Source organism: Celeribacter sp. (genome assembly GCF_048259695.1).
In the GTDB taxonomy this organism is placed as follows: domain Bacteria; phylum Pseudomonadota; class Alphaproteobacteria; order Rhodobacterales; family Rhodobacteraceae; genus Celeribacter.
The window spans coordinates 307,469-331,671 of record NZ_JBLXHL010000003.1 but is presented as its reverse complement, the minus strand read 5'-3'; the positions used below and the strand labels follow the sequence as shown (position 1 = coordinate 331,671).

At 60.0% G+C, this 24,203-nt stretch carries 25 protein-coding genes; 6 read left to right on the top strand and 19 right to left on the bottom strand.

The window, feature by feature from the left end; genetic code table 11:
• Nucleotides 1-62: 62 nt before the first annotated feature.
• On the bottom strand, nt 63-776 hold the full coding sequence (gene ctrA, locus ACN0Q0_RS07465) for a response regulator transcription factor CtrA (protein WP_417242756.1): 714 nt from the start codon (nt 774-776) through the stop codon (nt 63-65).
• A 103-nt stretch (nt 777-879) separates the two neighbouring features.
• Entirely contained in the window at nt 880-1,158 is a 279-nt protein-coding gene (locus tag ACN0Q0_RS07460) for a DUF1153 domain-containing protein (RefSeq protein ID WP_417242755.1), read from the bottom strand.
• Nucleotides 1,159-1,283: 125 nt separating this feature from the next.
• Here ACN0Q0_RS07460 and mnmA point away from each other — a divergent pair, with 125 nt between their 5' ends.
• The 3 genes from mnmA (at nt 1,284) to ACN0Q0_RS07445 (ending at nt 3,222) form a co-directional block, all read left to right on the top strand.
• On the top strand, nt 1,284-2,429 hold the full coding sequence (gene mnmA, locus ACN0Q0_RS07455) for a tRNA 2-thiouridine(34) synthase MnmA (RefSeq protein ID WP_417242754.1): 1,146 nt from the start codon (nt 1,284-1,286) through the stop codon (nt 2,427-2,429).
• Nucleotides 2,430-2,494: 65 nt separating this feature from the next.
• Complete coding sequence (locus tag ACN0Q0_RS07450; RefSeq protein WP_417242753.1) at nt 2,495-2,860, top strand: hypothetical protein; 366 nt, start codon at nt 2,495-2,497, stop codon at nt 2,858-2,860.
• A gap of 107 nt (nt 2,861-2,967) precedes the next feature.
• Nucleotides 2,968-3,222, top strand: coding sequence for a zinc ribbon domain-containing protein (locus ACN0Q0_RS07445; protein WP_417242752.1), 255 nt, complete (start codon nt 2,968-2,970; stop codon nt 3,220-3,222).
• Nucleotides 3,223-3,230: 8 nt separating this feature from the next.
• On the opposite strand, the gene lpxB is transcribed toward ACN0Q0_RS07445, so the two are convergent.
• The 13 genes from lpxB to pyrH form a co-directional block, all read right to left on the bottom strand.
• Complete coding sequence (gene lpxB, locus ACN0Q0_RS07440) at nt 3,231-4,397, bottom strand: lipid-A-disaccharide synthase (RefSeq protein WP_417242751.1); 1,167 nt, start codon at nt 4,395-4,397, stop codon at nt 3,231-3,233.
• Nucleotides 4,394-5,176: an LpxI family protein gene (locus ACN0Q0_RS07435; RefSeq protein WP_417242750.1), complete on the bottom strand. Its 783-nt coding sequence runs from the start codon at nt 5,174-5,176 to the stop codon at nt 4,394-4,396. The genes lpxB and ACN0Q0_RS07435 overlap by 4 nt, the downstream gene beginning before the upstream one ends.
• A gap of 8 nt (nt 5,177-5,184) precedes the next feature.
• On the bottom strand, nt 5,185-5,982 hold the full coding sequence (lpxA, locus tag ACN0Q0_RS07430) for an acyl-ACP--UDP-N-acetylglucosamine O-acyltransferase (RefSeq protein ID WP_417242749.1): 798 nt from the start codon (nt 5,980-5,982) through the stop codon (nt 5,185-5,187).
• A gap of 4 nt (nt 5,983-5,986) precedes the next feature.
• The gene (gene fabZ / locus ACN0Q0_RS07425; protein ID WP_417242748.1) at nt 5,987-6,445 is read right to left on the bottom strand and encodes a 3-hydroxyacyl-ACP dehydratase FabZ; all 459 of its coding nucleotides are present in this window, start codon (nt 6,443-6,445) and stop codon (nt 5,987-5,989) included.
• Between the two features lie 176 nt (nt 6,446-6,621).
• On the bottom strand, nt 6,622-7,377 hold the full coding sequence (locus tag ACN0Q0_RS07420; RefSeq protein WP_417242747.1) for an OmpH family outer membrane protein: 756 nt from the start codon (nt 7,375-7,377) through the stop codon (nt 6,622-6,624).
• Nucleotides 7,377-9,713, bottom strand: a complete 2,337-nt coding sequence (bamA, locus tag ACN0Q0_RS07415; RefSeq protein WP_417242746.1) for an outer membrane protein assembly factor BamA — start codon at nt 9,711-9,713, stop codon at nt 7,377-7,379. Before bamA ends, ACN0Q0_RS07420 begins: the two co-directional genes overlap by 1 nt.
• Before the next feature lie 220 nt (nt 9,714-9,933).
• A complete protein-coding gene (locus ACN0Q0_RS07410; protein ID WP_256209970.1) occupies nt 9,934-10,065 on the bottom strand; it encodes a hypothetical protein in 132 nt (43 codons plus the stop codon).
• Between the two features lie 244 nt (nt 10,066-10,309).
• Nucleotides 10,310-11,644, bottom strand: coding sequence for an RIP metalloprotease RseP (rseP, locus tag ACN0Q0_RS07405; protein WP_417242745.1), 1,335 nt, complete (start codon nt 11,642-11,644; stop codon nt 10,310-10,312).
• 87 nt (nt 11,645-11,731) lie between these two features.
• Nucleotides 11,732-12,898, bottom strand: coding sequence for a 1-deoxy-D-xylulose-5-phosphate reductoisomerase (dxr, locus tag ACN0Q0_RS07400; RefSeq protein WP_417242744.1), 1,167 nt, complete (start codon nt 12,896-12,898; stop codon nt 11,732-11,734).
• A gap of 11 nt (nt 12,899-12,909) precedes the next feature.
• Entirely contained in the window at nt 12,910-13,593 is a 684-nt protein-coding gene (locus ACN0Q0_RS07395) for a phosphatidate cytidylyltransferase (RefSeq protein WP_417242743.1), read from the bottom strand.
• The gene (locus ACN0Q0_RS07390; RefSeq protein WP_417242742.1) at nt 13,590-14,306 is read right to left on the bottom strand and encodes an isoprenyl transferase; all 717 of its coding nucleotides are present in this window, start codon (nt 14,304-14,306) and stop codon (nt 13,590-13,592) included. Before ACN0Q0_RS07390 ends, ACN0Q0_RS07395 begins: the two co-directional genes overlap by 4 nt.
• Before the next feature lie 146 nt (nt 14,307-14,452).
• Nucleotides 14,453-15,016 (bottom strand): ribosome recycling factor, encoded by a 564-nt coding sequence (frr, locus tag ACN0Q0_RS07385; RefSeq protein ID WP_417242741.1) that lies wholly within the window; start codon nt 15,014-15,016, stop codon nt 14,453-14,455.
• A 287-nt stretch (nt 15,017-15,303) separates the two neighbouring features.
• Nucleotides 15,304-16,041, bottom strand: coding sequence for a UMP kinase (pyrH, locus tag ACN0Q0_RS07380; protein WP_417242740.1), 738 nt, complete (start codon nt 16,039-16,041; stop codon nt 15,304-15,306).
• A 204-nt stretch (nt 16,042-16,245) separates the two neighbouring features.
• Here pyrH and miaA point away from each other — a divergent pair, with 204 nt between their 5' ends.
• Nucleotides 16,246-17,130 carry a tRNA (adenosine(37)-N6)-dimethylallyltransferase MiaA gene (miaA, locus tag ACN0Q0_RS07375; protein ID WP_417242739.1) on the top strand — a complete coding sequence of 295 codons (885 nt, stop codon included), beginning with the start codon at nt 16,246-16,248 and terminating at the stop codon, nt 17,128-17,130.
• A gap of 174 nt (nt 17,131-17,304) precedes the next feature.
• Nucleotides 17,305-18,270: a helix-turn-helix domain-containing protein gene (locus tag ACN0Q0_RS07370; RefSeq protein WP_417242738.1), complete on the top strand. Its 966-nt coding sequence runs from the start codon at nt 17,305-17,307 to the stop codon at nt 18,268-18,270.
• A 91-nt stretch (nt 18,271-18,361) separates the two neighbouring features.
• Here the strand turns inward: ACN0Q0_RS07370 and ACN0Q0_RS07365 are convergent, their stop codons facing one another.
• Nucleotides 18,362-18,964 (bottom strand): lytic transglycosylase domain-containing protein, encoded by a 603-nt coding sequence (locus ACN0Q0_RS07365; RefSeq protein WP_417242737.1) that lies wholly within the window; start codon nt 18,962-18,964, stop codon nt 18,362-18,364.
• A gap of 186 nt (nt 18,965-19,150) precedes the next feature.
• Here ACN0Q0_RS07365 and ssb point away from each other — a divergent pair, with 186 nt between their 5' ends.
• Nucleotides 19,151-19,678 (top strand): single-stranded DNA-binding protein, encoded by a 528-nt coding sequence (ssb, locus tag ACN0Q0_RS07360; RefSeq protein WP_417242736.1) that lies wholly within the window; start codon nt 19,151-19,153, stop codon nt 19,676-19,678.
• A gap of 158 nt (nt 19,679-19,836) precedes the next feature.
• On the opposite strand, the gene ACN0Q0_RS07355 is transcribed toward ssb, so the two are convergent.
• The 3 genes from ACN0Q0_RS07355 to ACN0Q0_RS07345 all read right to left on the bottom strand — a co-directional run bounded on the left by ACN0Q0_RS07355 (nt 19,837) and on the right by ACN0Q0_RS07345 (nt 24,101).
• The gene (locus tag ACN0Q0_RS07355; RefSeq protein WP_417242735.1) at nt 19,837-22,188 is read right to left on the bottom strand and encodes a methyl-accepting chemotaxis protein; all 2,352 of its coding nucleotides are present in this window, start codon (nt 22,186-22,188) and stop codon (nt 19,837-19,839) included.
• A gap of 159 nt (nt 22,189-22,347) precedes the next feature.
• The gene (aroB, locus tag ACN0Q0_RS07350) at nt 22,348-23,490 is read right to left on the bottom strand and encodes a 3-dehydroquinate synthase (protein WP_417242734.1); all 1,143 of its coding nucleotides are present in this window, start codon (nt 23,488-23,490) and stop codon (nt 22,348-22,350) included.
• Nucleotides 23,487-24,101, bottom strand: a complete 615-nt coding sequence (locus ACN0Q0_RS07345) for a shikimate kinase (RefSeq protein ID WP_417242733.1) — start codon at nt 24,099-24,101, stop codon at nt 23,487-23,489. The genes aroB and ACN0Q0_RS07345 overlap by 4 nt, the downstream gene beginning before the upstream one ends.
• Nucleotides 24,102-24,203 lie beyond the last annotated feature (102 nt).

Sequence of the window (24,203 nt, the reverse complement as noted above, 5' to 3'; positions counted from 1 at the left end):
GCCGTCAGGTTCGGAGAAACCCGACGGCCACGACAGGAGGAAGCGGACGGAAAATGAACGCGTCAGGCCCCAACCGCGAGCGGATGATCCATTGCGTTGGGTTCCGGATCACGTAGCACATAGCCACGGCCCCAAACCGTTTCGATATAGTTGTCGCCATCGGTCGCGGTGGCGAGTTTTTTGCGCAGTTTACAGATAAACACGTCGATAATTTTCAACTCGGGCTCATCCATACCGCCGTAAAGGTGGTTCAGGAACATTTCCTTGGTCAGGGTCGTTCCCTTGCGCAGGGAAAGAAGTTCCAACATCTGGTATTCTTTGCCCGTGAGATGCACAGGGCGTCCGTCGACAGAGACCGTTTTGGCGTCGAGGTTCACCTCGATTTTGCCCGTCTTGATAATGGATTGGGAATGCCCTTTCGAGCGGCGGATGATGGCATGAATACGCGCCACCAATTCCTCGCGGTGGAACGGCTTGGTCAGATAATCATCGGCGCCAAAGCCAAATCCCTTAATCTTGTTTTCGGTATCATCGGCCCCGGACAGGATCAGGATCGGGGTATCGACGCGGGCCAGACGCAATTGGCGTAACACTTCGTGGCCATTCATATCCGGAAGACCCAGATCCAAAAGGATCAAATCATAATCATACAGTTTAGCAAGATCGATGCCCTCCTCACCCAAGTCCGTTGAATAGACATTCAAGTTTGCATGGGACAGCATCATCTCGATGCTTTTGGACGTGGTTGGATCGTCTTCTACGAGCAAAATACGCATATCTGCGGGTCTCCGATTTATTTCTCTGTCGTTCGCTACCATTCAAAATGGTTCAAAATGGTTAACTGCACGTTACCAGATATATAAATCTTAACGACGCAACCTATGGTTGTCTATATTTTTGAACAGCCGTTGCTTTGAGCGCCGCTTCGCCGTGATCGCGGATGGCGGATTTCCATGACAGGAATTCCTCATCGGACAGCCCGTACATCTTTAGTGCCTCACTTTGAGAAATAAGCCCGAAAACAACGCCTTTGACGACGCAGGCCTTTCGCGAGGCAACCCAACGGCGGGTCTGCGTTGGCGGGAGGTCGGCCCGTGTCATAACCGTCCCGTCCGGAAGGGTTACAGCCCGGGGGCCATCAACTTTTTTCAAATACATCACTTCACCCTCTTGGCTTGCTTGCACAACTTTTGCCGCAAACCTCTTAATGGGTAATGAAACCACCCCTTGAGAGTGCCTCGTATTTTCCTATATTCCGTCTGTATTCCCGAAAGGATTTGTAAATGGCTCATGACGGCGCCCATCCGCTGAACTCTCTTGGCTTTGCCAAGCCCCCCGCCGAGACCCGTGTGGTTGTGGCGATGTCTGGCGGCGTGGACAGCTCCGTTGTGGCCGCACAGCTCGCAGAGGAAGGCTATGACGTTATTGGCGTGACGCTTCAGCTTTATGATCATGGTGCCGCTTTGGCCAAAAAAGGTGCGTGTTGCGCGGGGCGTGATATCCATGATGCACGCCGCGTGGCCGAGGACATGGGATTCCCGCATTATGTTCTCGACTATGAAAACGTGTTCAAAGATGCGGTGATTGACGAATTTGCCGACAGCTATCTGGCCGGTGCGACCCCTGTGCCATGCATCCGGTGCAATGAGCGGGTGAAATTCAAGGACCTGTTGGAGACGGCCAAGGACCTTGATGCCGACTGTATGGCCACGGGTCACTATATACAGCGCTGCGTTGGCGCCCACGGTCCGGAGCTGCATTCGGCGGCTGATTCTAACCGCGACCAGTCCTATTTCCTGTTTTCGACCACGCCCGCGCAGCTTGATTACCTGCGATTCCCGCTTGGTCATTTGCCGTCCAAAGACGCCACCCGCGCGCTCGCGGCCAAATATGGCCTGTCCGTGGCCGATAAACCCGACAGTCAGGACATTTGTTTCGTTCCCAACGGCAATTACGCGGCCGTGATCGAAAAACTGCGCCCCGGTGCGGCGGAGCCCGGCGAGATTATCGACCACGACGGCAATGTGCGCGGCACCCACAACGGCGTGTTACACTATACCATCGGACAGCGGCGCGGCATTGGCATCGGTGGTCTGGCCGATCCGCTCTATGTGGTCAAACTCGACGTCGACAAAAAGCAGGTCATCGTCGGCCCGAAATCGATGTTGGCGACCCGTAAAATTCCTGTTCGTGAAATCAACTGGCTGGGCGACGAACCGTTCATGTCACGCGAGGAATGGCATGTGCTTGTCCGTGTGCGGTCGACCCGTCCACCACGCGAAGCCATCATCCGCCCGATTTCCGATACCGAGGCCGAGGTCGAATTGATCGTCGCCGAGGAAGGCGTCTCTGCCGGTCAGGCCTGTGTGTTTTACGACGACGAGAGCACGCGCATCTTTGGCGGCGGTTGGATCTGGCGCGGGTATTGAGCCTCTTGCGCGGGGCGATGTGAATTCGTTAATACTTCAGGCATGTATCATTGCCGGAGTGTTTTATGTCACAGATCTCCACGACCGCGCGCGCCCCTGTTACGGCACTGTTCGCCGCCGCACCCGCATGGTCACAAAGCGCCGCCGATCGCCTTGCCGTGTCGCAAGAGTATAGTGCCAAAGTCATCGCGGACATGGATATGGACCGCACGATCGAACGAATGTGGCGTCCGGTGTTGGACCAAGTTCAGGCCCGACAAGGGGTCACATTTTCCGGCGATCCGGTGGAACAGGTCCGCACGCTATACCTCGACACAGTTTCGGAACCGCTGCTGTCCCCGATGCGGGGCAACGCCGCAACCATGGCCATGGTCCAATCCAGAACGCCCGCCCCGATGGGGGCGATACACGCCATTCTCGATCACGCATAAAACGCCCGCGCCGCCACAACAGCCGCGCTGTGCAAACGCCGTTTGATACAGACCAAAGCGCCGGAAATCAGATCTGCTATCGTATAGAAACAAGGGGGGACTGACCGATGATCCAATGTCAAAGCTGCGGTATGCCGCTCAACAAAGATCCGATGGGGGGTGGAACGGAGGCTGACGGGAGCCGATCGGCCAAGTTTTGTTCGTATTGTTATGAGGCCGGCGCATTTTTAGGGACGGTTAAAACCTCGAAAGAGATGCAGGCCTTTTGCATGGCGCAAATGCGCAAACAAGGCATGTTGCGGCCGATGGCGTGGCTCTTTACCCGTCAAATTCCGCATCTGGAGCGGTGGCAGGACAAATAAGCGCCCGCTTAGTCGTTCAAACCGTCCAGAATGGCGCGTGCGGCCCGTACACCCGGAGCCTCGCCGCCGCGCCCAAGACGCGCCATCGTCAGGTCAAGCGCACCGGCCTGTGCCGCGGGGGTTTCCAACAGGCGCACCAAAGCAGGGGCAATTTTCTCCGGCGTACAGCGCGACCCCAGAAACTCCGGCACATCACGGGTTTCACTGACCAGATTGACCAAGGTCACCGTGTCGATCTGGAGTTTGCGCGACACGATATACTGTGTGATCAGGTTCATGCGGTAGGCGATGACCATCGGCGTATCGTTCGCCGCCAATTCCAACGACACCGTGCCACTGGCGGCCAGAGCGATGTCGGCCGCTTTGAACGCGGCGCGTCTTTCGCGGGTATTTTCGGCGGGGATCAGGACCGGATCGACCTGCCACTGCGCCACTTGCTCCCGCACGCTGTCCATCACACCAAAAGCCACAGGCAAAGCGAACCGCGCATCGGGATGGGACGCAGAAAATTGATCAAGGGCCGCACCAAAGACCGGCGACAGCCGCGCAATCTCGCCCTCGCGCGATCCCGGCAGGACAAGCACCACAGGGGCCTCGCCGATGCCGTGGTCCTCGCGAAATGCGTGGACATCGGACGCGCTTGCCGTCTGCTCGCTCACCACAGGGTGGCCGACGAAATCACAGCGCAGCCCGTGGGCCTCGAAATACGGCGGCTCGAACGGCAAGAGCGCCAGAACCTGATCGACCCGTGCCGCCATTTTCTCGGCCCGCTTGGGACGCCATGCCCACACCGAGGGCGCAACATAGTGACACACACGGATGTCACTGGCGGCTTTGACACGATCGGCCACCCGCAGGCAAAAATCGGGGCTGTCGATGGTCAGAACCACATCGGGACGCCATGCGAGGATGGCCTCGGCCACCTCGCGGATGCGGCGTTTGAGGTGGAGGTATTTGGGCAGGACCTCCATCAGGCCCATCAGTGACAGCTCCTTCATCGGGAACTGGCTGTCGAGCCCTTCGGCCCCCATCATCGGGCCGCCGACACCGCGAAACTCGACCGCGCCCGCAAGCGTTTTCAGCCCCGCCATCGCCGCCGCCCCGAGGCGGTCGCCCGAGGCCTCGCCCGCGATCACAAAGACCTTTAAACTGCGCGTGTCAGCCGTTCCGCTCATATTGTGTTCAGGAACAGGCCTGCCTCCTCGATCCGCTGTTTGACCGCCGCACGGTCAAGCACGATCACCCCGCCCGCAGGGATGACAATCCCGCCAAGCCCCGCTTTTATCACCGCCTTGACAGTGTCCATTCCGATGGTCGGCAAATCGATGCGCCCGTCCTGTCCCGCCTTTGGCATTTTGACGAACACGCCGCGATCACGGCGCAGATGTGCGGGCGTGGCCGCGACAAATCCGAGCATCGCATCGGTGCCTTGCAGCGTTTCAATCCCGAGCATCTGACCACCGGCGCACACCGCGCCCTGCCCCACATCCAAGGGGGACAGCGCCGCCAGAACCGATCGGGCGCGGGCCGCATCGCTGATGTCCGTGGCGGTGGGTTTGCGGCCCCAAAGCGTCCCCGCAGGCAGGGACAGCTCAGGGCAAATATCCGTGGCGGCGCGCACCGTGAACCCTTGCGCCTCGAACACCGCGATCACCTCGCGCAAGAGCGCGTCGTCGCCCTTGCCCAGTGATGTGGCCAGTCGCAGCGCATGACGGTCAAGCAAGACAGGGTTCACCTTGGGCCGCGCCATCGCCCCCGCAAAGGTCACAGAGGTGACATCACGGGCCTTTAACACCTTGAATAGCTTGCCGAGTTTCTCGACCCGTGCGGACACGTGGTCGAGGCCATCCGGCACGGCCACATCCGAGAGCGTGACATAGACCGGAGCCTCCAGAGCCGCCGCCAGAATCTGTGGCAACCGGCCCGATCCGGCAATGATCGCTGTGCGGCTCATGTCGGGCCTCAGTTCGGGGTCAAAAAGCCGCGGTCGCTGTCGGCCATGACAAAGGCCACCATCGCACGGACATAATCGCTATCAAAATCCTCGCCCAGACGGGCGGCGCGATCCTTGAACGAACCGTCGCCCTGTTTGAGCATCTGGAACGCGGCACGCAGCGCATTGATATCGGCACGATCCACGCCTTTGCGTTTCAGCCCGACAAGGTTCAACCCGTCGAGTTCGGCGCGCGGCCCCTGAACCAAGGCATGGGGCAAGACATCCGCCGTCACCATCGACAGCGCCCCGATGATGGCCCCCTGCCCGATGCGCACCCATTGGTGGATGCCCGACAGGCCGCCGATAATCACGTCGTCCTCGATCTGGCAGTGGCCCGCCACCGCCACGCTGTTCACAAGCACCACGCGGTCACCGATTTGCGCGTCATGGGCCACGTGGCACGAGGCCATGAACAGCCCGTCATCGCCGACACGGGTGACACCGCCGCCGCCCTCGGTCCCGAGGTTCATCGTCACATACTCGCGGATGCGGTTGCGTTTGCCGATCACCAGACGGGTTGTTTCGCCCTTGAATTTCAAATCCTGCGGGATCGCGCCGATGGAGGCGAACTGAAAGATCACCGTATCGTCGCCCACCTGCGTCTCGCCGCTGATGACAACATGGGACTTCAACTCCACACGTTCCCCAAGCGTGACACCGCCGCCGACAAGACAGAACGGCCCGATTTTACACCCTGCACCGATGACGGCTCCGTCTTCGATCACACTGGAGGGGTGAATGTCCGCACTTGAGTGAATGCTCATGGGGTTACTCTTTCGGAAGGTCCATCATCGCCGTAAACGAGGCGGTACAGGCCACTTCGCCATCAACGTCCGCGGAGCCTTCGAATTTCCACACCTTACCGCCACCGCGCTTGGTGGTGATATTGAGGCGCAACACGTCACCCGGCACCACTTTGCGGCGGAATTTACAGCTGTCGATCCCCATGAAATACACGAGAAAATCCTTGTCCGCGAGATCTTGGTCGACGCCAACCATCACGGCGGCGGCCTGTGCCATCGCCTCGACAATCGTCACGCCGGGCATGATCGGCGCACCGGGAAAGTGGCCCGTGAAATGCGGCTCGTTGAAGGTTACGTTCTTGATCCCTGTGCAGCTTTGCGCACCATTGATGTCAATCACCTTGTCCACCAACAAAAACGGGTAGCGGTGCGGAATAATCCGTTGGATCAAATTGATATCGGCGGTTTTTAGGTCAGTGCTCATCGGACGCATCCCTTTTGGTCTTTTTTTCTTTGATCGTCGTGTTTTGGCTCACGTAGGTGCGCCCGTCCCGCCTTCCTAGCAAGGAATACAGGGGGCTGACAAGAAACCCCTGCATTTTGGAACCACACCACAGATATTTACAGCCGGACCGGCACAGACCGGCCTGACCCGCGTGGTTATTCTGTGGCGGGCGTTGTCGCGCCGGAGGGGCTGTCGGTTGTGCCGGCCCCGTTTTGTCCGGTTGTATTGCCCTGTTCGGCGTCCCCGTCCTGTTCGGCGGCCTTTTCAAGGACGAATTGCGCATCAAGGCGCCGGATCACTTCCGAGGAGACGTCAATCGCCCCCGACATCATATAGACCTGTTGGCGCTCGAACACGACCATCGCACGGACCTCGCGGGCGACAGAGGTCAAAGCCGCATTCATCCTTTGCTCGACCACTTCCAACCCCGTGTCATAGAGGGACTGGATATCGGCGGCCTTGCGGTCCTGTGCGGCACGCACAGAGGTCACTTTTTGGTCAAACGCATCGGCTTTTTGCAAAAAAGCCTCTTCGGACAGCGTCGGGCGCAGCGCCGACAGTTCCGCCTCCTCCACTTCAAGAGCGGCGTATATGTCATTGTTTTCCTGAACCAAAGCCGAGCGCTCGCGCTCTATGTCGGCCTCGAAGGCCACGCCGAACTGGCTCTCGGTGACAATGCGGTCGCGGTCGAACACCAAGACGGGTAAAATCTGTGTCGGTGTGTTTGTGGCCTGCGGCACGGACGTTTGCGGCGGGGCGGCCAAGGGGGCGATGCTTGCCCCTGATTGACCCTGTGCCGCGCCTGCGGTGTCTTGCGCCCATGCGCCCTGTACGCCAATCACGCCGCACAGACAGGCGGCGACGATCCGGGTCCGGATCGTGCCGTTATGCCGACGCCACAGGCGCATCATCAGAACTCCGTTGAAATGGTCAGATCGAACGACTGCTCTTCATCGTAGTCCTGTTTGTCCAGGGCTTTGGTGAAGTTGAACCGCAATGGGCCAATGGGCGTGTCCCAGAACAGCGAGGCCCCCGCAACCGTGCGGAAGGTCCGGTCGGCACTGCCGGTTTCGGCAGAGGACGCATCGTCGAGGCCCCAAATCGCACCATGATCAAGGAACACACCGCCCTTGAATCCGTACTCTTCGGGCAGGCCCAGCGGGAATTGCGCCTCAAGACGGGCCACGGCGTAATAGTTCCCGCCCAAGGACGCGCCTGTTGCCGCGTCACGCGGGCCGATACCGCCCGGCTCGAAGCCACGCATCATGTTGGGGCTGTTAAAGAATCGGTCATTGACCATTGTGCCATCATCCGACGAAATGGCGCCGCCTTCGATCACACCGAGCAAGGTGACCTGATCGTTGAACACCGACATCTGGCCGCGCACTTCGGCGGTGGTTTTGAGATAGTTCACATCACCACCAATGCCCGCGTATTCCTGACCAAAGGACAGCAGGATACCCGCATCGGGATTGAGACCGTTGCGGCGGCTGTCAAAGGAGTAGGTGTAGCCAACGGATTGGCTCGCAAGGCGACCAAGGTCGAGATCGGATTGGACCAGAGCGGGCAAGGTCACCGCATCCGGATTGGACATTTCGGACGATTCAAACCGGTAATCGAGGCGCAATTTGGAGCGCTCGGAAACGGGGAAGGTCAGGCTCGGCGAGACAAAGGCCGTGCGTGTGGTGTGCAGCGCATAGGACGCTTGCGTCGATGCCAATCCGACCCCGAACCCAAAGGCAACATCACGGCCAAGGAACGCAGGTTCGACAAAGTTGAACCGCAGGGTGCCGTCATCAAGCTGTGTCGTCAAAACCGCCGAAACGGTTTGACCGCGCCCCAGGAAGTTGCGTTCGGAAAACGACGCGACAAGGTTGGCGCCGTCAGAGACCGAATAGTTGGCCCCGAAGGTGAACGAACCGGTGGGGGCCTCATCGACGTTCACGTCAATCACGACCTGATCGGCGGCGGATCCCTCGCGGGCATTCACATCGGCGTTGGAAAAGAAGTTGAGCGCACGAATGCGGCTTGCGGCTTCGCGAATTTCGCGCGGGTTGAACGGGTCGCCTTCGACGGTGCGGAACTGGCGGCGCACAACACGGTCAAGCGTGGTGGCGTTGCCCTCGATATCGATCCGTTCGACAAAGACCCGTGGGCCTTTGCTCAACACAAACTCGACGTCGAGTGTCAGGGAGCGTTCGTTGCGCGTTACACGCGGTTCGACCCGCATGAAATCAATGCCGTTGTCCTGTGCGATTTTTTCCATCCGCGACACGACGTTTTCGATCGCAACGGGGGAATAGGTCTGACCCGCCCGCAGGTTGAGGGCGCGCTCGTAATCGGCGGCACTCACCCCGTCGATTTCGGAGACGACGGTGGTTTTGGCGAAATCATAGCTTTGGCCCTCGCGGACCGAAAAGGTCACGAAGTGGGCGTTGCGTTCACGCGAAAACTCGGCGGTGGCGTTCAGGACGGAGAAATCGACATAGCCGCGCGAGGTGTAAAAGTCGGTCAGAACACGTTTGTCGAAGGCAATGCGCTCTTCGTTATAGGTATCGCGCCCGACGATGAAGCGCAGCAAACCCGCCTGTTTGGTGTCAAGCACACGGCGCAGACGCGCATCCGAGAACGATCGGTTGCCGACAAAGGACAGGCGCTCGATCTCGATGCCCTTGCCCTCGGTGACGTCAAACACCACGTCGACCCGATTGCCACTGCGGCGGATGATCTGGGGGGTAACCGTTGCGACCAACTGGCCTTTGGCGGCATAGGCTTCGGTAATCGCGGCCGCATCGGCCTCGACCACGGAGGGCGAGAACACGCGGCGCTCGCTCGTGCGCACCAGAGCGGCCAGAGCGGCATCGTTGAGCACGCGGTTGCCCTCGATGTTCACACGCGACACGATCGGGAATTCCGTGACCTTGATCACGAGGCGCCCTCCGTTGGGAATTATTTCCACGGTTTCGAACAAACCGGAGGCAACAACCCGCTGATAGGCGTCATTGAGGGAGGCCGCCGAAATCTGCTCACCGCGGGCGATTCCCGCATAGGACAGGATCGTATCGGATCCGACCCGTGTGTTTCCCTCGACCGAGACCGATGAAAACGCATAACTCTGCGCCACCACAGCATGCGGAATAACCGTGTAAGCTGTTGTAGTTATTGCCAAAGCGGACAAAGAAAGCGCAAGCGCCTTACCTGCACCGCGTTTGACCCGTTTATCGGTGTCACGCATCGTATTTTTCATGGCAGTTCTCGTTATGGCCCCAGTGTTAAGATGGAGTACCGTGAATGCCGTGCCTTGTCAAAACGCGCGGATCAAATCAGATGCAAAAAGGCCCCCGAAACGGGAGCCGGACAGGTTGCGATTTTATATCGGGCGCATCGGGGCCGTGGCCCCCCGTACTGTCGGGGCGTGGCCCGCGTACGGTTCGGGGCGTGGCCCCAACGCGAAAGCTCCGGCTGTCCTACAGGAACAAGGTTCCAAAGAACGATCCGGCCACCAAGGCCACGGCAATGGTGGCGCCATACAAAAGGCGATCCGTGTTCAAAGACGCCAGATAGGCAAGGCCATGATACCCTGAACGAAGTGCGGTCATGTGGAGCCTCCTTTGGTGAAGCAAATCAGATTATGCGCATAAACCGCGGGGCGCTTGCCCGCTGTTCACTCGCGCTCGGAATGACCCTAGGCGAGGAATATGGCAAGATTAGGACCGAACCGTCAAAAGAACGCGCCCCCTACCCTTTAGGGTCGAGAAGTCAGGGTCGCGAGGTCAGGGTCACAAGGTCGCGTTTGCTCGTGCGTAGGGGGGCCTGTCCATGGACCGCGCCCGACCGCCCCCGTCAGGTGCAAAAGAAATCCGACACCAACCCCATCGTCATAAAGAACAACACGAAGACAAGGCCAAAGCCCATCATGATGCCCACGGCACGGTCGGGTAGCGGTTTGCCGCGAATGGCCTCGGCCGCGTAGAACACGAGGTGGCCACCATCCAGCACGGGGATGGGAAACAGGTTGATCAGGCCGATAGCGGTGGACAGGAACGCAATAACGTTGATGTAGCTGTCGATGCCCTGACTTGCCATTGTGCTGACCGCACCGGCCATGCCGACCGCCCCCGTCAGGTTACAGGCGGAGATGTTGCGCACGACCATGTTGTACAGGCCCGACAGGCTGCCGGTGATGACGGACCAAACGCCCTTGACGCCGCCCCATGCCGCCTCGCCTACGCCAACGGGATCAGTGGCGGGGGTGTATAGCGTGGCACCATAGATGCCGATCAGCCAACGGGTTTCAAAGCCGCCCCCATCGGCGGGAATATCGCGGCGCCGCGCCGTCATGGTGCTCTCGAACGTCTCGCCATCGCGCCAGACGGTCAGGGTCATTTCCTTGCCCTGCGCGGCGGCCACGGCATCGCGAAGCTCGTAAAAGCTGTTGAGGGTCACATCATCCACGGTGGTGATGACATCGCCCACTTGCAGCCGCGCATCGCGGGCCGCGGATTTGGGGGTAATGCCGCCGACAATCACCGGAAACGGGTGCGGGCCTGTCACCGTAACCTGCGTGCCATCGCGATCAACGGTGTACTCCATTTGGCCGCTGCGGGGCAGTGTCTCGATAAAGTCGCCCATCTTGGCCAGTTCCGGCACAGGCGTGCCGGCGATGGCCACAATGGTATCGCCGCTTTGCAAACCGACCTCGAAGGGGACGGGCTTCACCTCGTCGATTTCAAGCGTCTCCTTGACCTGCCCCGTGGACAGCAGCAGCCCCGCGAACACAATCGCGGAGAAGATAAAGTTGAACATCGGCCCCGCCGCAACGGTCAGGGTGCGCGCCCAGAGCGGCGCACCGGGCATGGTGTGGCGGGCCTCTTCGGGGGCCATGCCGTCGACCGCATGGGGATCGGGGGCGGAGGCCGCATTGGCGTCGCCCGCAAATTTCACATAGCCACCCAAGGGGATCGCGGCCAGTTGCCAGACCGTTCCGTCCTTTGCCGTGCGCTGTAACAGCGGTTTGCCAAAGCCCAGTGAGAACACATCCGCTTTGATCCCGCACCATTTGCCAACGATGTAATGACCGTATTCGTGGACCGTGACGATGATCGACAGGGCCACAATGAACACCACCACCGTAAAGGCCGAGTTTCCGAAAATGGCGGATAGGTTGGATAAATCCATAGTGAAATCAGTCCCTTGTCTCACATGTCGCGGGCAAAATGGCCCAAACGGTCAATCGTCGTGTCTCCGGTACGCGCGTCACACCGCTCAAGACCGCGCGTGACAGGCCCGCGCACGGGTTCGCGCCTCTTTATCGGCTTCAAGGACCGTATCCAAGGTTAATGCGGCATTTCCAAGGCCTGCGGAGGATGACATTTCGTTGATCACCTCCTCGACGATCCGCGCCATGTCCAGAAACCCGATCTCTTGGGCGATGAACAGGTCCAGTGCCGCCTCTTTCGCGGCATTGAACACCGCCCCCGCCAGGCCGCCGGTCTCCATGACCTCGCGCGCCAGTCGCAGCGCGGGAAAGCGCCCCTCGTCGGGTGGCTCGAAGCGCAGCGTGCCGACCTGTGCCAGGTCAAGCCGCGCCACGGGCAGGTCGCGCCGCTCGGGCCAGTGCAGCGCATAGCCGATGGCGTGGCGCATATCGGGCGCGCCGAGATGCGCCATCAGCGCCCCGTCCTTGAACCCCACAAGCGCATGGACATAAGATCCCGGATGCACAAGCACCTCGATCATGTCGCCCGCAAAGCCGAAATATTCGTGGGTCTCGATGATTTCCAACGCCTTGTTGAACATCGACGCGCTATCAATGGTGATGCGTTGGCCCATGTCCCATGACGGGTGTTTACAGGCCTGCGCCAGTGTCGCCCCCGCCAGTTGTTCAAGGCTCCAGTCGCGAAACGGGCCGCCCGAGGCGGTGATGATGACGCGCTCGACCTCGGAGCGCTCCTCGCCCACCAAGCCCTGAAACACGGCGGAATGTTCGCTGTCAACGGGCAGGATCCGCGTGCCGTGGGCCTGTGCCTCACGCATCAGGAGCGGTCCGGCGGTGACAAGGCTCTCCTTGTTGGCGAGCGCCAGAGTGGTCCCGTGTTTGAGCGCGTGCAGACCCGGCGCCAGACCGGCCGAGCCGACAATCGCGGACATGATCCAGTCGGCGGGACGGTCGGCCGCCTCGATCAGCGCATGTGCGCCCGCGGCGGCATGAACGCCCGAACCGGCAAGCGCATCCTTGAGCGCGGGCAATTTGTCCTCATAGGCGGTCACGGCGACTTTTGCCCCCAAGGCCCGCGCATCTTTGGCCAACAGATCGACATTGGCGCCGCCCGTGAGCGCCACAACCTCATAGGCCTCGCGGTCGCGGTGGATCAGGTCGATGGTGGATTGGCCAATGGACCCCGTGGCGCCGAAAATGGAGATACGTCTCATGCGGGCGCTCCTTACGCTACGACGACAATCAGACCAAGCATGACAAAGCTCGCGGCCAACAGCGCGTCAAAGCGGTCAAGCACACCACCGTGGCCCGGAATGATGTTGGAGCTGTCTTTGACACCCATCCGCCGTTTGAGCGCACTCTCGACAATATCGCCAAGTTGCGAGGCAAAGGACATCGCGACGGAGAACAGCACAAACCACGCAACGGGAACGCCGCGCGCGAGATCGAGCGAGGACGCCAACAGCGCCAAGACGACAACACCGCCCCACCCGCCAAGGATTCCCGCCCATGTCTTTTTGGGGCTAATCGACGGCCAGAATTTTTTGCCGCCGATAATGCGTCCGACGAAATAGCCCAACGTGTCGGTGACAATCACCAGAAAGATGAGATAGCCGACACCGTAAACGCCAATAACGGCGTAGAGCGCCACAAGGCCCAAGGCCGCGAGGCACACGAAAAAGGCATAGCCCGACAGGACAAAGAAATCACCAAAGGTAAAGCCCGCAGTGGCGGATTTGGTGCGGCCCATCCGGACCAGTTCCCAAATGCCGATCAGAACAATCAACAGCACAACCGCGCTGAAAATGATCGTGCCGGACAAAACGGCGGTCAGCCCGATGGCGAGCATCACGAGCGCGGAGACGATGCGCACGCCAAGGTCGCCCCATTTTTGATGGATGCCCTTCACGCCTTGGCCCCGCCAAAGCGCCGGTCGCGCACGCCGTAGCGGCCCAAGACCTCGGCAAACACCTCGGTCGAGAAGTCGGGCCACAGCGTGTCGATAAATTCATATTCCGCATAGGCCGATTGCCAGAGCAAAAAGTTGGAAATGCGCGCCTCGCCGGAGGTCCGGATCACCAGATCGGGGTCAGGCAACACCTTTGTGTCGAGATAGGAGGTCAGGGTCGTCTCATCCACGGATTCGGCGTCCAAGACCCCCGTGGCCACGTCACGCGCCATATCTTTGACAGCGCGGGCCACCTCGTCGCGGCCACCATAGTTGAGCGCGATGGTCAGATGGGTGACATCGTTTTCTTTGGTTTCCTCTTCCAACTCATCCATCAGATTGGCAAGTTTACGGTCGAGGCGCACACGGTCACCGATGAAACGCACGCGCACGCCCTCTTTCTTGAGCGCGCGCATTTCGCCACGGATATAGGTGCGAAACAGGGACATAAGCCCCGCAACTTCGGTCTGGGTGCGTTTCCAGTTTTCGGTCGAAAAGGCAAAAATCGTCAGGTATTTGACGCCCTGCGCCGGACAGGCCCGTACAATTTCCTTGACCCGTTTGGCACCGGCATGGTGGCCGAACAAACGTGGTTTGCCGCGCGATTGCGCCCACCGCCCGTTGCCATCCATAATGATGGCAACATGTTTTGGTCCCGTTTGCGTATCGCCCATTCACGGCCTACCTTTGTTTCGCGTAACGCCATCACGGAGCCTGCCCGTGTCACCGCCAACTCTAACCACAACAGGACGCTGTCGCAAAAAACGCCCTGCACCCACAAAACGCGCGGCCCCGTAAAGGCCGCGCAAGGATGACAGACTTAAACCTGCATAATTTCGCTTTGTTTATGGTCAAGCATCTCGTCGACCCGTTTGATATGGGCGTTGGTCAAGGTCTGGACCTCGTCTTCCCACAACTTCTGGTCGTCTTCGGACATGCCGTCGGCCTTGGCCTTTTTGATTTGCTGCATACCATCCTGACGGACGTTGCGAACCGCCACACGCGCGTGTTCGGCGTAGCCCCCCGCCACCTTGGTCAATTCGCGGCGACGCTCTTCGTTCAGTTCGGGGATCGGCAGCATGATAATCGTGCCATTGAGTTGCGGGTTGATCCCGAGGCCGCTTTCACGGATCGCCTTTTCAACCTTGTTTACCAAACCTTTATCCCAAACATTGACCGTCACCATACGTGGCTCAGGCACGTTCACGGTGCCGACCTGGTTGATCGGGGTCATCTGGCCGTAGGCATCCACCATGATCGGATCAAGCATCGATCCGGACGCCCGCCCCGTGCGCAAGGACGCGAATTCGGTGCGCAGGTTGGCCAAAGCGCCATCCATCCGGCGGTTCAGATCATCAGTATCGAGAATGAAATCTTCGGACATAGTGCGTCCTCCTTGCAGTATTACGCTGTGTTCGTCGCGCCTTGCGGGTTTGGTCGGATCCAATCACATTCCGGCGGCGTTTGGAGTTTTTTACGGTGTCCTGCCCTGATTGTATAGCCGCTTTTGCCCTGCCCCCTGCGCCCATGCGCACCGCACGCCAAACCGCCGTGCCAACCCCGCCCATGCTGCGCCAACGCGCCCTTGTGACTGTGCGATTGCCCACCGCCGCACGTCAAAACACCCCCGTATGATGCGGGGGCGTTGGCATTTGCGGCGCAAGGCGCGGGTCAGCTTACGGTTGTGTAGGTGCCTTTGCCCTCAAGGATCGAACGGAACCCGCCCGGTGCATCAAGCGGGAAGACGATCAGCGGCAAGTTGTTGTCGCGGGCCAGAGCAATGGCGGAGGCATCCATGACCTTGAGGTGCTTGGACAGCACCTCGTCATAGCTCACATGGTCATAGCGCTTGGCATCGGCATTGGTTTTGGGGTCCTTGTCATAGACCCCGTCCACACCGTTTTTCCCCATGAAGATCGCCTCACAGGCCATCTCGTTGGCGCGCAGCGTCGCGGCCGTATCAGTGGTGAAATAGGGGTTGCCTGTACCCGCGGCGAAAATGCAAATCCGCTTTTTCTCAAGGTGGCGCACGGCACGGCGGCGGATATACGGCTCGGCCACCTCGTTCATGGTGATCGCCGAAATCACGCGGGTGTTGATGTTGAGCGCCTCCAGGGCGGCCTGCATCCCGAGCGCGTTCATCACCGTGGCGAGCATGCCCATATAGTCGGCCGTGGTGCGTTCCATCCCCTGTGCCGAGCCTTGCAGCCCGCGAAAGATGTTGCCGCCGCCGATCACCATGCAAATCTCGACGCCCATATCGTGGACCGTCTTGATCTCTTTGGCGATGCGTTCAACGGTGGGTGGATTGAGCCCGAAGCCCTGATCGCCCATCAGCGCCTCACCCGAAATTTTGAGCATCACACGTTTGTATTTCATGGAAGGATGATCCTGTTCCGCGTCGTTCATGGCTTGACCTCGCCTTACATGGTCGTGATTGCGCGCAAAGTGCGCTAAAACCGCTGGAGGTTCAATGCGCTGTGTGAGAAAAATACGACTGATTGCCGCCACGGCGCACTAAATTTGCACAGTTGCGCCTGTTGCGCGATCCCGACCGGCCCGCCGAGAGCGTGCTGACCCGCCTGCCCGACCGCTTGATGAGGAGCCATCGACATGATCCCGCGCGACCTGTCTGCCGATCAACCCGTGCTCATCGCCGGCCCCACGGCGAGCGGGAAATCGGCTTTGGCCTTGGAGATCGCCGAGACGCAGGGCGGCGTGATCGTGAATGCGGATGCGTTACAGGTCTTTGAAAACTGGCGCGTGTTAAGCGCACGCCCGTCCGCCGGGGACGAGGCCCGCGCCCCCCATGCGCTTTACGGCCATGTCGCCTATGATGCGCAATACTCCGTGGGCCACTGGCTGCGCGATGTGACGCCGTATCTCAACGGCTCGGTGCGACCGATCATTGTCGGCGGCACGGGCCTGTATTTTTCCGCCCTCACCGAAGGCCTCGTCGACATCCCCGCCACCCCGCCCGAGGTGCGCGCACAGGCCGATGCGCGACGCGCAGCCGAGGGCGGCCATGCGGGGCTTTTGGCCGAACTGGACACCGAGGATCCGGCAACCGCCCACAAAATCGACCGCGCCAACCCGATGCGGGTGCAGCGGGCATGGGAGGTTTTGCGCACCACAGGGCGGGGTTTGGCCGCATGGCAAGCCGACACCCCGCCGCCGCTGTTGCCGCTCCCGGCCTGCTACCCGATTGTGTTGGACGCCGACCGTGACTGGCTCGGGGCGCGAATCGCGCGGCGGTTCGAGGGTATGGTCCACGGTGGCGCCTTGGCCGAAGCCGAAGCAAACTTGCCCGATTGGAACCCCGCGCACCCCTCGTCCAAGGCCATAGGCGCACCGGAATTGATCGCCTATTTGCACGGAACCCGCGATTTGGAGGCAACAATCGAGGCGGCAACCATCGCAACACGGCAATTTGCGAAACGACAACGCACTTGGTTTAGAGCGCGGATGAAGGCCTACCACAAGATATCGTTGCCATGACTACGGGTCGTATCGCCACACGAAATACCCATTCTATGCCCTTGAAATACAACACTTAATCCTTTGACTTTGCCTGCTCCGCGCGTAAACTTGGACAAAGCGAACATCCCGCCGGGGTGTCGCCAGTTTTCGTGCCAACAGTTTCCGCGCCACACAGACCCGCAAGCAGGACAGATGCCAAACAAGATTTTCCACACCCCGCCGCTCGGCAATCTCAGTGACACAGCACAGGCGCACGCGGACAGCCCACAGACACAGACACAGGCGATCGACGCCGCGCCCGCGGCGGCACCAAAGACACGCAAGGCGGCGGTGCCAAAAATTCCCGACATTCCGATGCCGCCCGCCTATCGCGTCACCCCGCTTGCCCGCTATAACGGCGCCTCGACGCTCAACGGTCAGGCCGACAAATGGCGCACACAGGCGATGCGCTCGCACCGCACCCCCAGTTTGATCTGGTTCACACGCGGTCAGGGCCGGTTCACCGTGTCCGGCATCACGCGCGGCTTTGGCCCGCACAATCTCGTCTACCTGCCGCCGCGCACCATGTACGGGTTCGACCCCATCGGGCAAATCTCGGGCTATAGTGTCCACCTGCCCCAAACCGAACAGAACGACCTCCCCGACGAGCCGCTGCACCTGCGGTTTACCGAAGTTATCCAACAAAACGAAATCACCGGATTGATCGAGGGGCTCGCACGTGAAATCGACAGCACCCAACCGGGCCATGACCGCGCCTTGGCGCTTCAGGCGGGGATGATTTCGGTCTGGTTGGAACGGCAAATGTCGGTGATGCCCGAATACGAACTGACGCCCGATGCGTCACGCCGTCTTGTTGCGGCCTACACGGCCTTGGTCGAGGCCCAATTCCGGGACGGCCATAACGTATCGCATTATGCCGCGGCCCTTGGCGTGACGCCGACCCATTTGACCCGCGCCTGCAACATCGCAAACGGCCACCCCGCCTCGAAAATCCTCGCAGACCGTGTGCATTTCGAAGCCCGCCGGATGCTCAAGGAAACCGACCTTCCGGTCAAAGACATCGCGTCAAAGCTCGGGTTCCATTCCCCCGCCTATTTCTCGCGGGCGTTTCAAAAGACCACCGGCACCTCACCGCGCAAATATCGCCACGCCCGCTAGCGCGATAGAGTTCAAACAAAGACCCCCGCCGATTATCCGTGGCGGGGGATTTGTCTGTGCGAGCTTTCAAAAAAGACCTGTAAACAGCGCCTTAGCTGCCCCAGATGATGCGCACGTAGTTGCGGGTCTCTTTATAGGGCGGCACCCCGCCGTATTTTTCAACGGCCTGCGGACCGGCGTTATAGGCCGCAAGGGCGAGACGCCAATTGCCGAATTTCTCGTACATCATCCGCAGATAACGTGCGCCGCCCGACAGGTTTTGCTCCGGATCGTTGATGTTCACACCGAGCAATTGCGCCGTTCCCGGCATCAGTTGCGCCAACCCCGTGGCACCGGCGTGGCTGCGCGCATTCGGGTTCCAACCGCTTTCCTGCTGCACGAGCCGCAAAAACAGGTCGGACGGCACACCGTGACGGCGTGCGGTGTCACGGGCCACGGCCAGCCACGGACCGGAATAGGTCCCGCTAAAGGCCGGCCCCGTACCGCCGGCGCCGAACCGTTCGGGTTGCAGGCTCACCGAGGCCGAATACTGGTCTGCGGCGCGGCCTTCGAGGACAGAGAGTTGCGAGGCGTAGATAGAAGTGCGGTTTTTGGTGGAAAAAATGTCGCCGGCAATCGCAGGCGACGACAAAGGACCAAAACTGACGAGGGCGCACAGAGCGATCCCGCTCACGGTTTTCAACGGATCTGGCATTGCTATCGGGTCCTCGTCAACTTACAGCGCGAATATAGGCATAGTTACGCTGTTCGCCAAGGGTCGTCCTGCCGCATGACACGCATCACCACGCGATCTGGCGTGCGATCTGCGGATTTTCGCCTTTCAAAACGGCCAACACAATGGTGTAACGGGTCAAAGAGATTCTAACTGGGAGACATGGGCATGGCTGGTTCGGTCAATAAAGTCATCATCGTTGGCAACCTGGGGCGCGACCCTGAAGTGCGCACGTTCCAAAACGGCGGCAAAGTGTGCAACCTGCGCATTGCCACCTCCGAGAACTGGAAAGACCGCACCACGGGCGAGCGCAAAGAGCGCACCGAGTGGCATTCGGTCGCCATTTTCTCCGAGCCGTTGGCCAAAATCGCCGAGCAATATCTGCGCAAAGGCTCCAAGGTCTACATCGAAGGCCAATTGGAAACCCGCAAGTGGCAGGACCAATCGGGTCAGGACCGCTATTCGACCGAGGTCGTGTTGCGCCCGTACCGTGGCGAGTTGACCTTGCTTGATGCGCGTGGTGGTGGCGATGGCGGTCAGGGCGGCTATGGCGGCGGTCAGGGCGGCGGCTACGACCAAGGCCCATCCGGCGGCTATGATGATGGTGGCCAAGGCGGCTATGGCGGCGGATCCCAAGGGGGCGGATCCCAAGGCGGCGGCCGTTCATCCATGGATGATGACGAAATCCCGTTCTGATCTATCGGTCTTTCGCGCGCCACAGGCCGCGTCTGATCCACCATACATCAAGAGATGGAAAAGCCGCGCAAGATGCGCGGCTTTTATTTTCTGTGCAGTAGTATTCAGGTCTGTGCGCGATGCGCGCGGGGGCTGCCCGCCCGCTTACGCCCGCCCGCTTACGCCGCGCCCGCCATCCGTGGCGCATGGGGTGCATGGGGTGTTTCGGCCGCACCGACGATGCGGAACCGTTGCACGATTGCGATAAGGTTTTGCGCCTCGATCGACAGCACCTGACTGGCCGCCGTGGTTTCCTCGGTCATCGCGGCGTTTTGCTGCATCGTCGTTTCAAGTTGGCTCGTGGCCGTGTTGATTTCCTGAAGCCCCGTCGATTGTTCGCGCGACGAAATGGCAATGCCGTCAACGTTTGTGGCGATCTCGGACACCGAAGCGATGATGTCTTTGAGCGTCTGGCCCGCCTCGCCCACCAACCGCACGCCGCGTTCCACCTGTCCGTTGGATGCGGTGATCAACTGGTTGATTTCACGCGCCGCATCCGAGGACCGTTGCGCCAGGGCACGCACTTCGGAGGCCACAACCGCAAATCCGCGCCCCGCCTCGCCCGCACGGGCCGCCTCGACACCGGCGTTGAGCGCCAAGAGGTTGGTTTGGAAAGAAATATCATCGATAACACCAATGATTTTCGAAATTTCGCGGGACGATCCTTCGATCTCGGACATGGCCGAAATGGCCTCTCCGACAACGGCCTGACTAACCCCTGCGCGATCATTGGTTGCCCGCGACACCGCATTCGCCGTATCGGCATTTTCCGCCGCAGAGGCCACCGCGGCGGTCAATTCGTTGATGGCCGACGCGGTATGTTCAAGGGACACAGCCGAGGTTTCGGTCCGTTTCGACAGGTCATTGGTGGCCGATGCGATCTCGGTCGAGGTGTCATCAATACGCGCCGCACTGGTGGCGATTTGGGCAATCATTTCGGACAGTGAGGTCACCGCGCTGTTGAAATCCGCCCGCAAGGCTTCGTAAGCGGGGGGGAAACTTTCGTTGATCTGAACAACCATATCGCCATCGGCCATGCGGGACATCGCTTGGGCCAATGTGCTCACGATCAGGGCTTGTTCTTCGGCCTGTGCGCGGCGCTCTTCATCCGCGGCACGGCCAAGGGCGGCCTTTTCTTCGAGCAATTGTGCCTCTTGTGCGAGGCGTTCGCGTTCTTGCTGTGCGGCATGTTCACGCTCGTCTTGTTCACGGCGATGCTGTTCGGCGGCCTCGCGGGCTTTGCGGGCCGACTCTTCGGCTTCGCGTGCCGCCTCTTCCTCGCGCAGGCGTTCACGTTCGATCATACCGTCACGGAAAACCGCCAGTGCCGCGCCCATGCGGCCAATCTCGTCTCTGCGTGTCTCGAAACCGGTCACCGGGCTCATATCCCCTTTGGACAGTCGCACGGTCACGCGGGTCACATTGGCCAGAGGGCGGATAACACCAAGGAAGGTGACAGCCAAGGCCAACAGGACAGCCACAAAGGACAGGCCCGCCACGATAAACATGATCCGGATATCCTTGTCCGCATCCTCTTCTGTCTGCTGACTGGTCTCGGCAATGCTGTGATGGATATCATTCCCGTGGGATTGCGCCCGCAAGGAGAGCGCCGAAATATAGCTGCTCGCCTCGAAAGCGGCATCATCGGCCACATCACGGGCGTTGATCACAACCCCGCGGGCGGCCAGAATACCCGTCGCGGGATCGACCCATGTCCAGACTGTTTCAAAATGCGCACGGGCATCGTCGGGAAATCCGATCTGGTCGGCACTGGTCTTTATGGTTGCGACCAGATCCGCCACACGGGTTTGCGCCGCCGTCAGGTCTTTGGCGCGATCGGCCGACGCCCCTGTGAGGACAACGGATTGTAACGTACCGAGATCATTTGACAAAACTCGTTTTTGTTCAATGTCGGCAAGGGTTTCGGGCGTCTCGGGGGTGGTCCCCGCCCGCGCCATCATATCGGCCATGGTCGCCGAGATCATCGACGACAAGGAGGCCTGAAGCGCGGCAACGGCCGCACTCAATTCATCCGCTCCCGTCAGCGTGCGCGCGTCAAAGGTCATTTCCTCGAGGCGTGCGGACTGAACGTTGCCCAGTTCGGCTTCGATCTGGGTCGCCGCCTTCAACACGATGTCCTTTTCCTCCTCGGGAAGTTCGGCGGCCAGTCGCGCAATCTGCTGCGTATGGCGCATCACCTCGCCCTTTGCCAAATCCATATCGGCACTGTCAGAGGCCTGAAGCGTTTGCGACAGCCCCTCGGAGGCCAGACCGATCGCCTGCGTCATCCGTGCGCTGCGGGCCAGATTTGGAACGGCCTCGGTGCGAAACGTATTCAACGCCGCTTTGGACTGGTTGGCAAAGGAAAACCCCTCGTAGATTTCAAAGCCCGTCAAGGCCGCCATGATGGTCAACACTGTTACGAGTTTAACAGCCACGCTGCTAAACACTTTGGTCAATCTGCCGAACATAGTAGATGCGCCTTTCCCGAAAACACTCAATTGGCCCGATCGCAATGGCGGCTGGAAACAAGAGATCACAGGCCGCGCACAATCAGGCGTCGCTCGGGTGTAACAAGCAAAGACTTAATTCTGGTTTAAGTTCGACGGGAATTTCGTTTGAAACGGATTTTAGCCGCGGGTGCGTAGCGCATCCTCGAGAACCGAAATCACCACATCACGGGGGACATCGGCGGTCACAAAGCTGTCGCCAATATCACGCGCAAGGATAAAGCGGAGTTGGCCATCGATAACCTTTTTGTCCTGCGCCATCAGATCGACAAGCGCCTCGGCATCGGGCAATTCCCCTGCAATATCAGACAGGTCGCACTTGGTCTTCATGTCCTTGAGATGGGCGCGCACGCGGCTTGGCGCCTCCTGGCTGCACAGTCCCAAACGGGCCGAAAGTTCATAGGCAAGCGCACAGCCTATGGCGACGCCTTCGCCGTGCAGCAGCCGGTCCGAATACCCCGTCGCGGCCTCCAGCGCGTGACAAAATGTATGGCCCAGATTCAACAAGGCCCGGTCGCCCTGTTCGGTTTCGTCGCGCACGACAATGTCGGCCTTCATCTGAATCGCGCGTTTGACGGCGTAAATGCGTTTGGCCACATCCCCCGCCGCAAGCGCGGGTCCGTTGGCCTCGAGCCAGTCGAAAAAGGCCGCATCGCCCAGAAGCCCGTATTTTTGCACTTCGCCGTAACCCGCAAGGAAATCGCGGGGCGTCAATGTGCCAAGGACGCTGACATCGGCCAACACCAAAGACGGTTGGTGGAATGCCCCGATCAGGTTCTTGCCACGCGGCGAATTGATCCCGGTTTTGCCGCCCACGGAGCTATCGACCTGCGCCAGAAGCGAGGTCGGGATTTGCACGAACCGCACGCCACGGCGCAAAATCGCGGCGGCAAAGCCCGCAAGGTCGCCGATCACACCGCCGCCGAATGCCACCACGATATCGCCGCGTTCAACGCGGTTTTCGATCAGCCACTCGACCGCAACTTCGAGTTGCGCCCAACACTTTGTCGCCTCGCCCGCGGGCAGGGTCAGCGCCTCGGTGGCGATCCCTGCGGTTGCGAGGGCGGTTTTCAACGTGTCGAGGTGCAAGCCCGCGACATTGGTGTCGGTCAGGACAAAGACGGATTTCTTGCGGCCCATGAGCGGCGCGATATGAGCGCCGGCAGTGGTAATCAGCCCCTCGCCGATCCGGACATCATAGGCGCGGTCCCCAAGTGGTACATGGACGGTTTCAAACTCTTGAACGGCGTCGGGATCGGTCATTCTTTGGCCTCCACGGCTGTCTTTGCGGCGGTTCCGCCGTCTTGGGGGGCTGTGCGTTGTGGCGGGCTATCCTCGTCGAGAATGCCGCCAAACGCACGCAGCGCCTCGATGACTTTATCGGCCATGCCCTCGATACTCAGGCCCGGCTCCGCCTCGACGATCACGCCCGCTTTCTCGTAAAACGGCGTGCGGGTGCGCATCAATTCGGTCAGGGTTTCATAGGGATTGGCGGTGCGCAGCAAAGGGCGCGTGTTCTTGTGGCGCACACGGTTCCACAAAATATCGACATCGGCCTTGAGCCAGACCGCGACCCCCTTGTCGGAAATCATGTCGCGGTTGGTGCCCGATAAAAACGCACCGCCCCCCGTGCTCAACACCACCTGTTTGGTGGCAAGCAGACGCGAGATGACAAGCGTTTCCTTGTCGCGAAAAAAGGCCTCGCCATAGTCGGAGAAAATCTCGGCTATGGAACAGTTTGCCGCCTTTTCAATCTCGGCATCCGAATCAAGGAAGTCGACGCCGCATTTTTGTGCGAGCGCCTTGCCGACGGCGGTTTTGCCCGCCCCCATCATGCCGACCAAAGCGACCGTTTTTTTCAGTCCAACTGCCATGTCGACCCTTTTGCACTGTGCTACGTCCGGCGGCAACATCCCGCTCACGAAAAATTCGCTCTTTCAATGACGTGATCTCCGCTAAAATACCATATATAAAAC

What these genes read in the sequence shown, in the direction of transcription:
- ctrA (WP_417242756.1), bottom strand. Translation starts at nt 776, where the DNA reads ATGCGTATTTTGCTCGTAGAAGACGATCCAACCACGTCCAAAAGCATC.
- ssb (WP_417242736.1), top strand. Translation starts at nt 19,151, where the DNA reads ATGGCTGGTTCGGTCAATAAAGTCATCATCGTTGGCAACCTGGGGCGC.
- lpxA (WP_417242749.1), bottom strand. Translation starts at nt 5,982, where the DNA reads ATGAGCATTCACTCAAGTGCGGACATTCACCCCTCCAGTGTGATCGAA.
- ACN0Q0_RS07370 (WP_417242738.1), top strand. Translation starts at nt 17,305, where the DNA reads ATGCCAAACAAGATTTTCCACACCCCGCCGCTCGGCAATCTCAGTGAC.
- ACN0Q0_RS07435 (WP_417242750.1), bottom strand. Translation starts at nt 5,176, where the DNA reads ATGAGCCGCACAGCGATCATTGCCGGATCGGGCCGGTTGCCACAGATT.
- ACN0Q0_RS07420 (WP_417242747.1), bottom strand. Translation starts at nt 7,377, where the DNA reads ATGATGCGCCTGTGGCGTCGGCATAACGGCACGATCCGGACCCGGATC.
- lpxB (WP_417242751.1), bottom strand. Translation starts at nt 4,397, where the DNA reads ATGAGCGGAACGGCTGACACGCGCAGTTTAAAGGTCTTTGTGATCGCG.
- ACN0Q0_RS07345 (WP_417242733.1), bottom strand. Translation starts at nt 24,101, where the DNA reads ATGGCAGTTGGACTGAAAAAAACGGTCGCTTTGGTCGGCATGATGGGG.
- ACN0Q0_RS07390 (WP_417242742.1), bottom strand. Translation starts at nt 14,306, where the DNA reads ATGGGCGATACGCAAACGGGACCAAAACATGTTGCCATCATTATGGAT.
- miaA (WP_417242739.1), top strand. Translation starts at nt 16,246, where the DNA reads ATGATCCCGCGCGACCTGTCTGCCGATCAACCCGTGCTCATCGCCGGC.
- aroB (WP_417242734.1), bottom strand. Translation starts at nt 23,490, where the DNA reads ATGACCGATCCCGACGCCGTTCAAGAGTTTGAAACCGTCCATGTACCA.
- pyrH (WP_417242740.1), bottom strand. Translation starts at nt 16,041, where the DNA reads ATGAACGACGCGGAACAGGATCATCCTTCCATGAAATACAAACGTGTG.
- mnmA (WP_417242754.1), top strand. Translation starts at nt 1,284, where the DNA reads ATGGCTCATGACGGCGCCCATCCGCTGAACTCTCTTGGCTTTGCCAAG.
- ACN0Q0_RS07355 (WP_417242735.1), bottom strand. Translation starts at nt 22,188, where the DNA reads ATGTTCGGCAGATTGACCAAAGTGTTTAGCAGCGTGGCTGTTAAACTC.
- ACN0Q0_RS07450 (WP_417242753.1), top strand. Translation starts at nt 2,495, where the DNA reads ATGTCACAGATCTCCACGACCGCGCGCGCCCCTGTTACGGCACTGTTC.
- rseP (WP_417242745.1), bottom strand. Translation starts at nt 11,644, where the DNA reads ATGGATTTATCCAACCTATCCGCCATTTTCGGAAACTCGGCCTTTACG.
- ACN0Q0_RS07410 (WP_256209970.1), bottom strand. Translation starts at nt 10,065, where the DNA reads ATGACCGCACTTCGTTCAGGGTATCATGGCCTTGCCTATCTGGCGTCT.
- fabZ (WP_417242748.1), bottom strand. Translation starts at nt 6,445, where the DNA reads ATGAGCACTGACCTAAAAACCGCCGATATCAATTTGATCCAACGGATT.
- ACN0Q0_RS07445 (WP_417242752.1), top strand. Translation starts at nt 2,968, where the DNA reads ATGATCCAATGTCAAAGCTGCGGTATGCCGCTCAACAAAGATCCGATG.
- frr (WP_417242741.1), bottom strand. Translation starts at nt 15,016, where the DNA reads ATGTCCGAAGATTTCATTCTCGATACTGATGATCTGAACCGCCGGATG.
- ACN0Q0_RS07365 (WP_417242737.1), bottom strand. Translation starts at nt 18,964, where the DNA reads ATGCCAGATCCGTTGAAAACCGTGAGCGGGATCGCTCTGTGCGCCCTC.
- bamA (WP_417242746.1), bottom strand. Translation starts at nt 9,713, where the DNA reads ATGAAAAATACGATGCGTGACACCGATAAACGGGTCAAACGCGGTGCA.
- dxr (WP_417242744.1), bottom strand. Translation starts at nt 12,898, where the DNA reads ATGAGACGTATCTCCATTTTCGGCGCCACGGGGTCCATTGGCCAATCC.
- ACN0Q0_RS07460 (WP_417242755.1), bottom strand. Translation starts at nt 1,158, where the DNA reads ATGTATTTGAAAAAAGTTGATGGCCCCCGGGCTGTAACCCTTCCGGAC.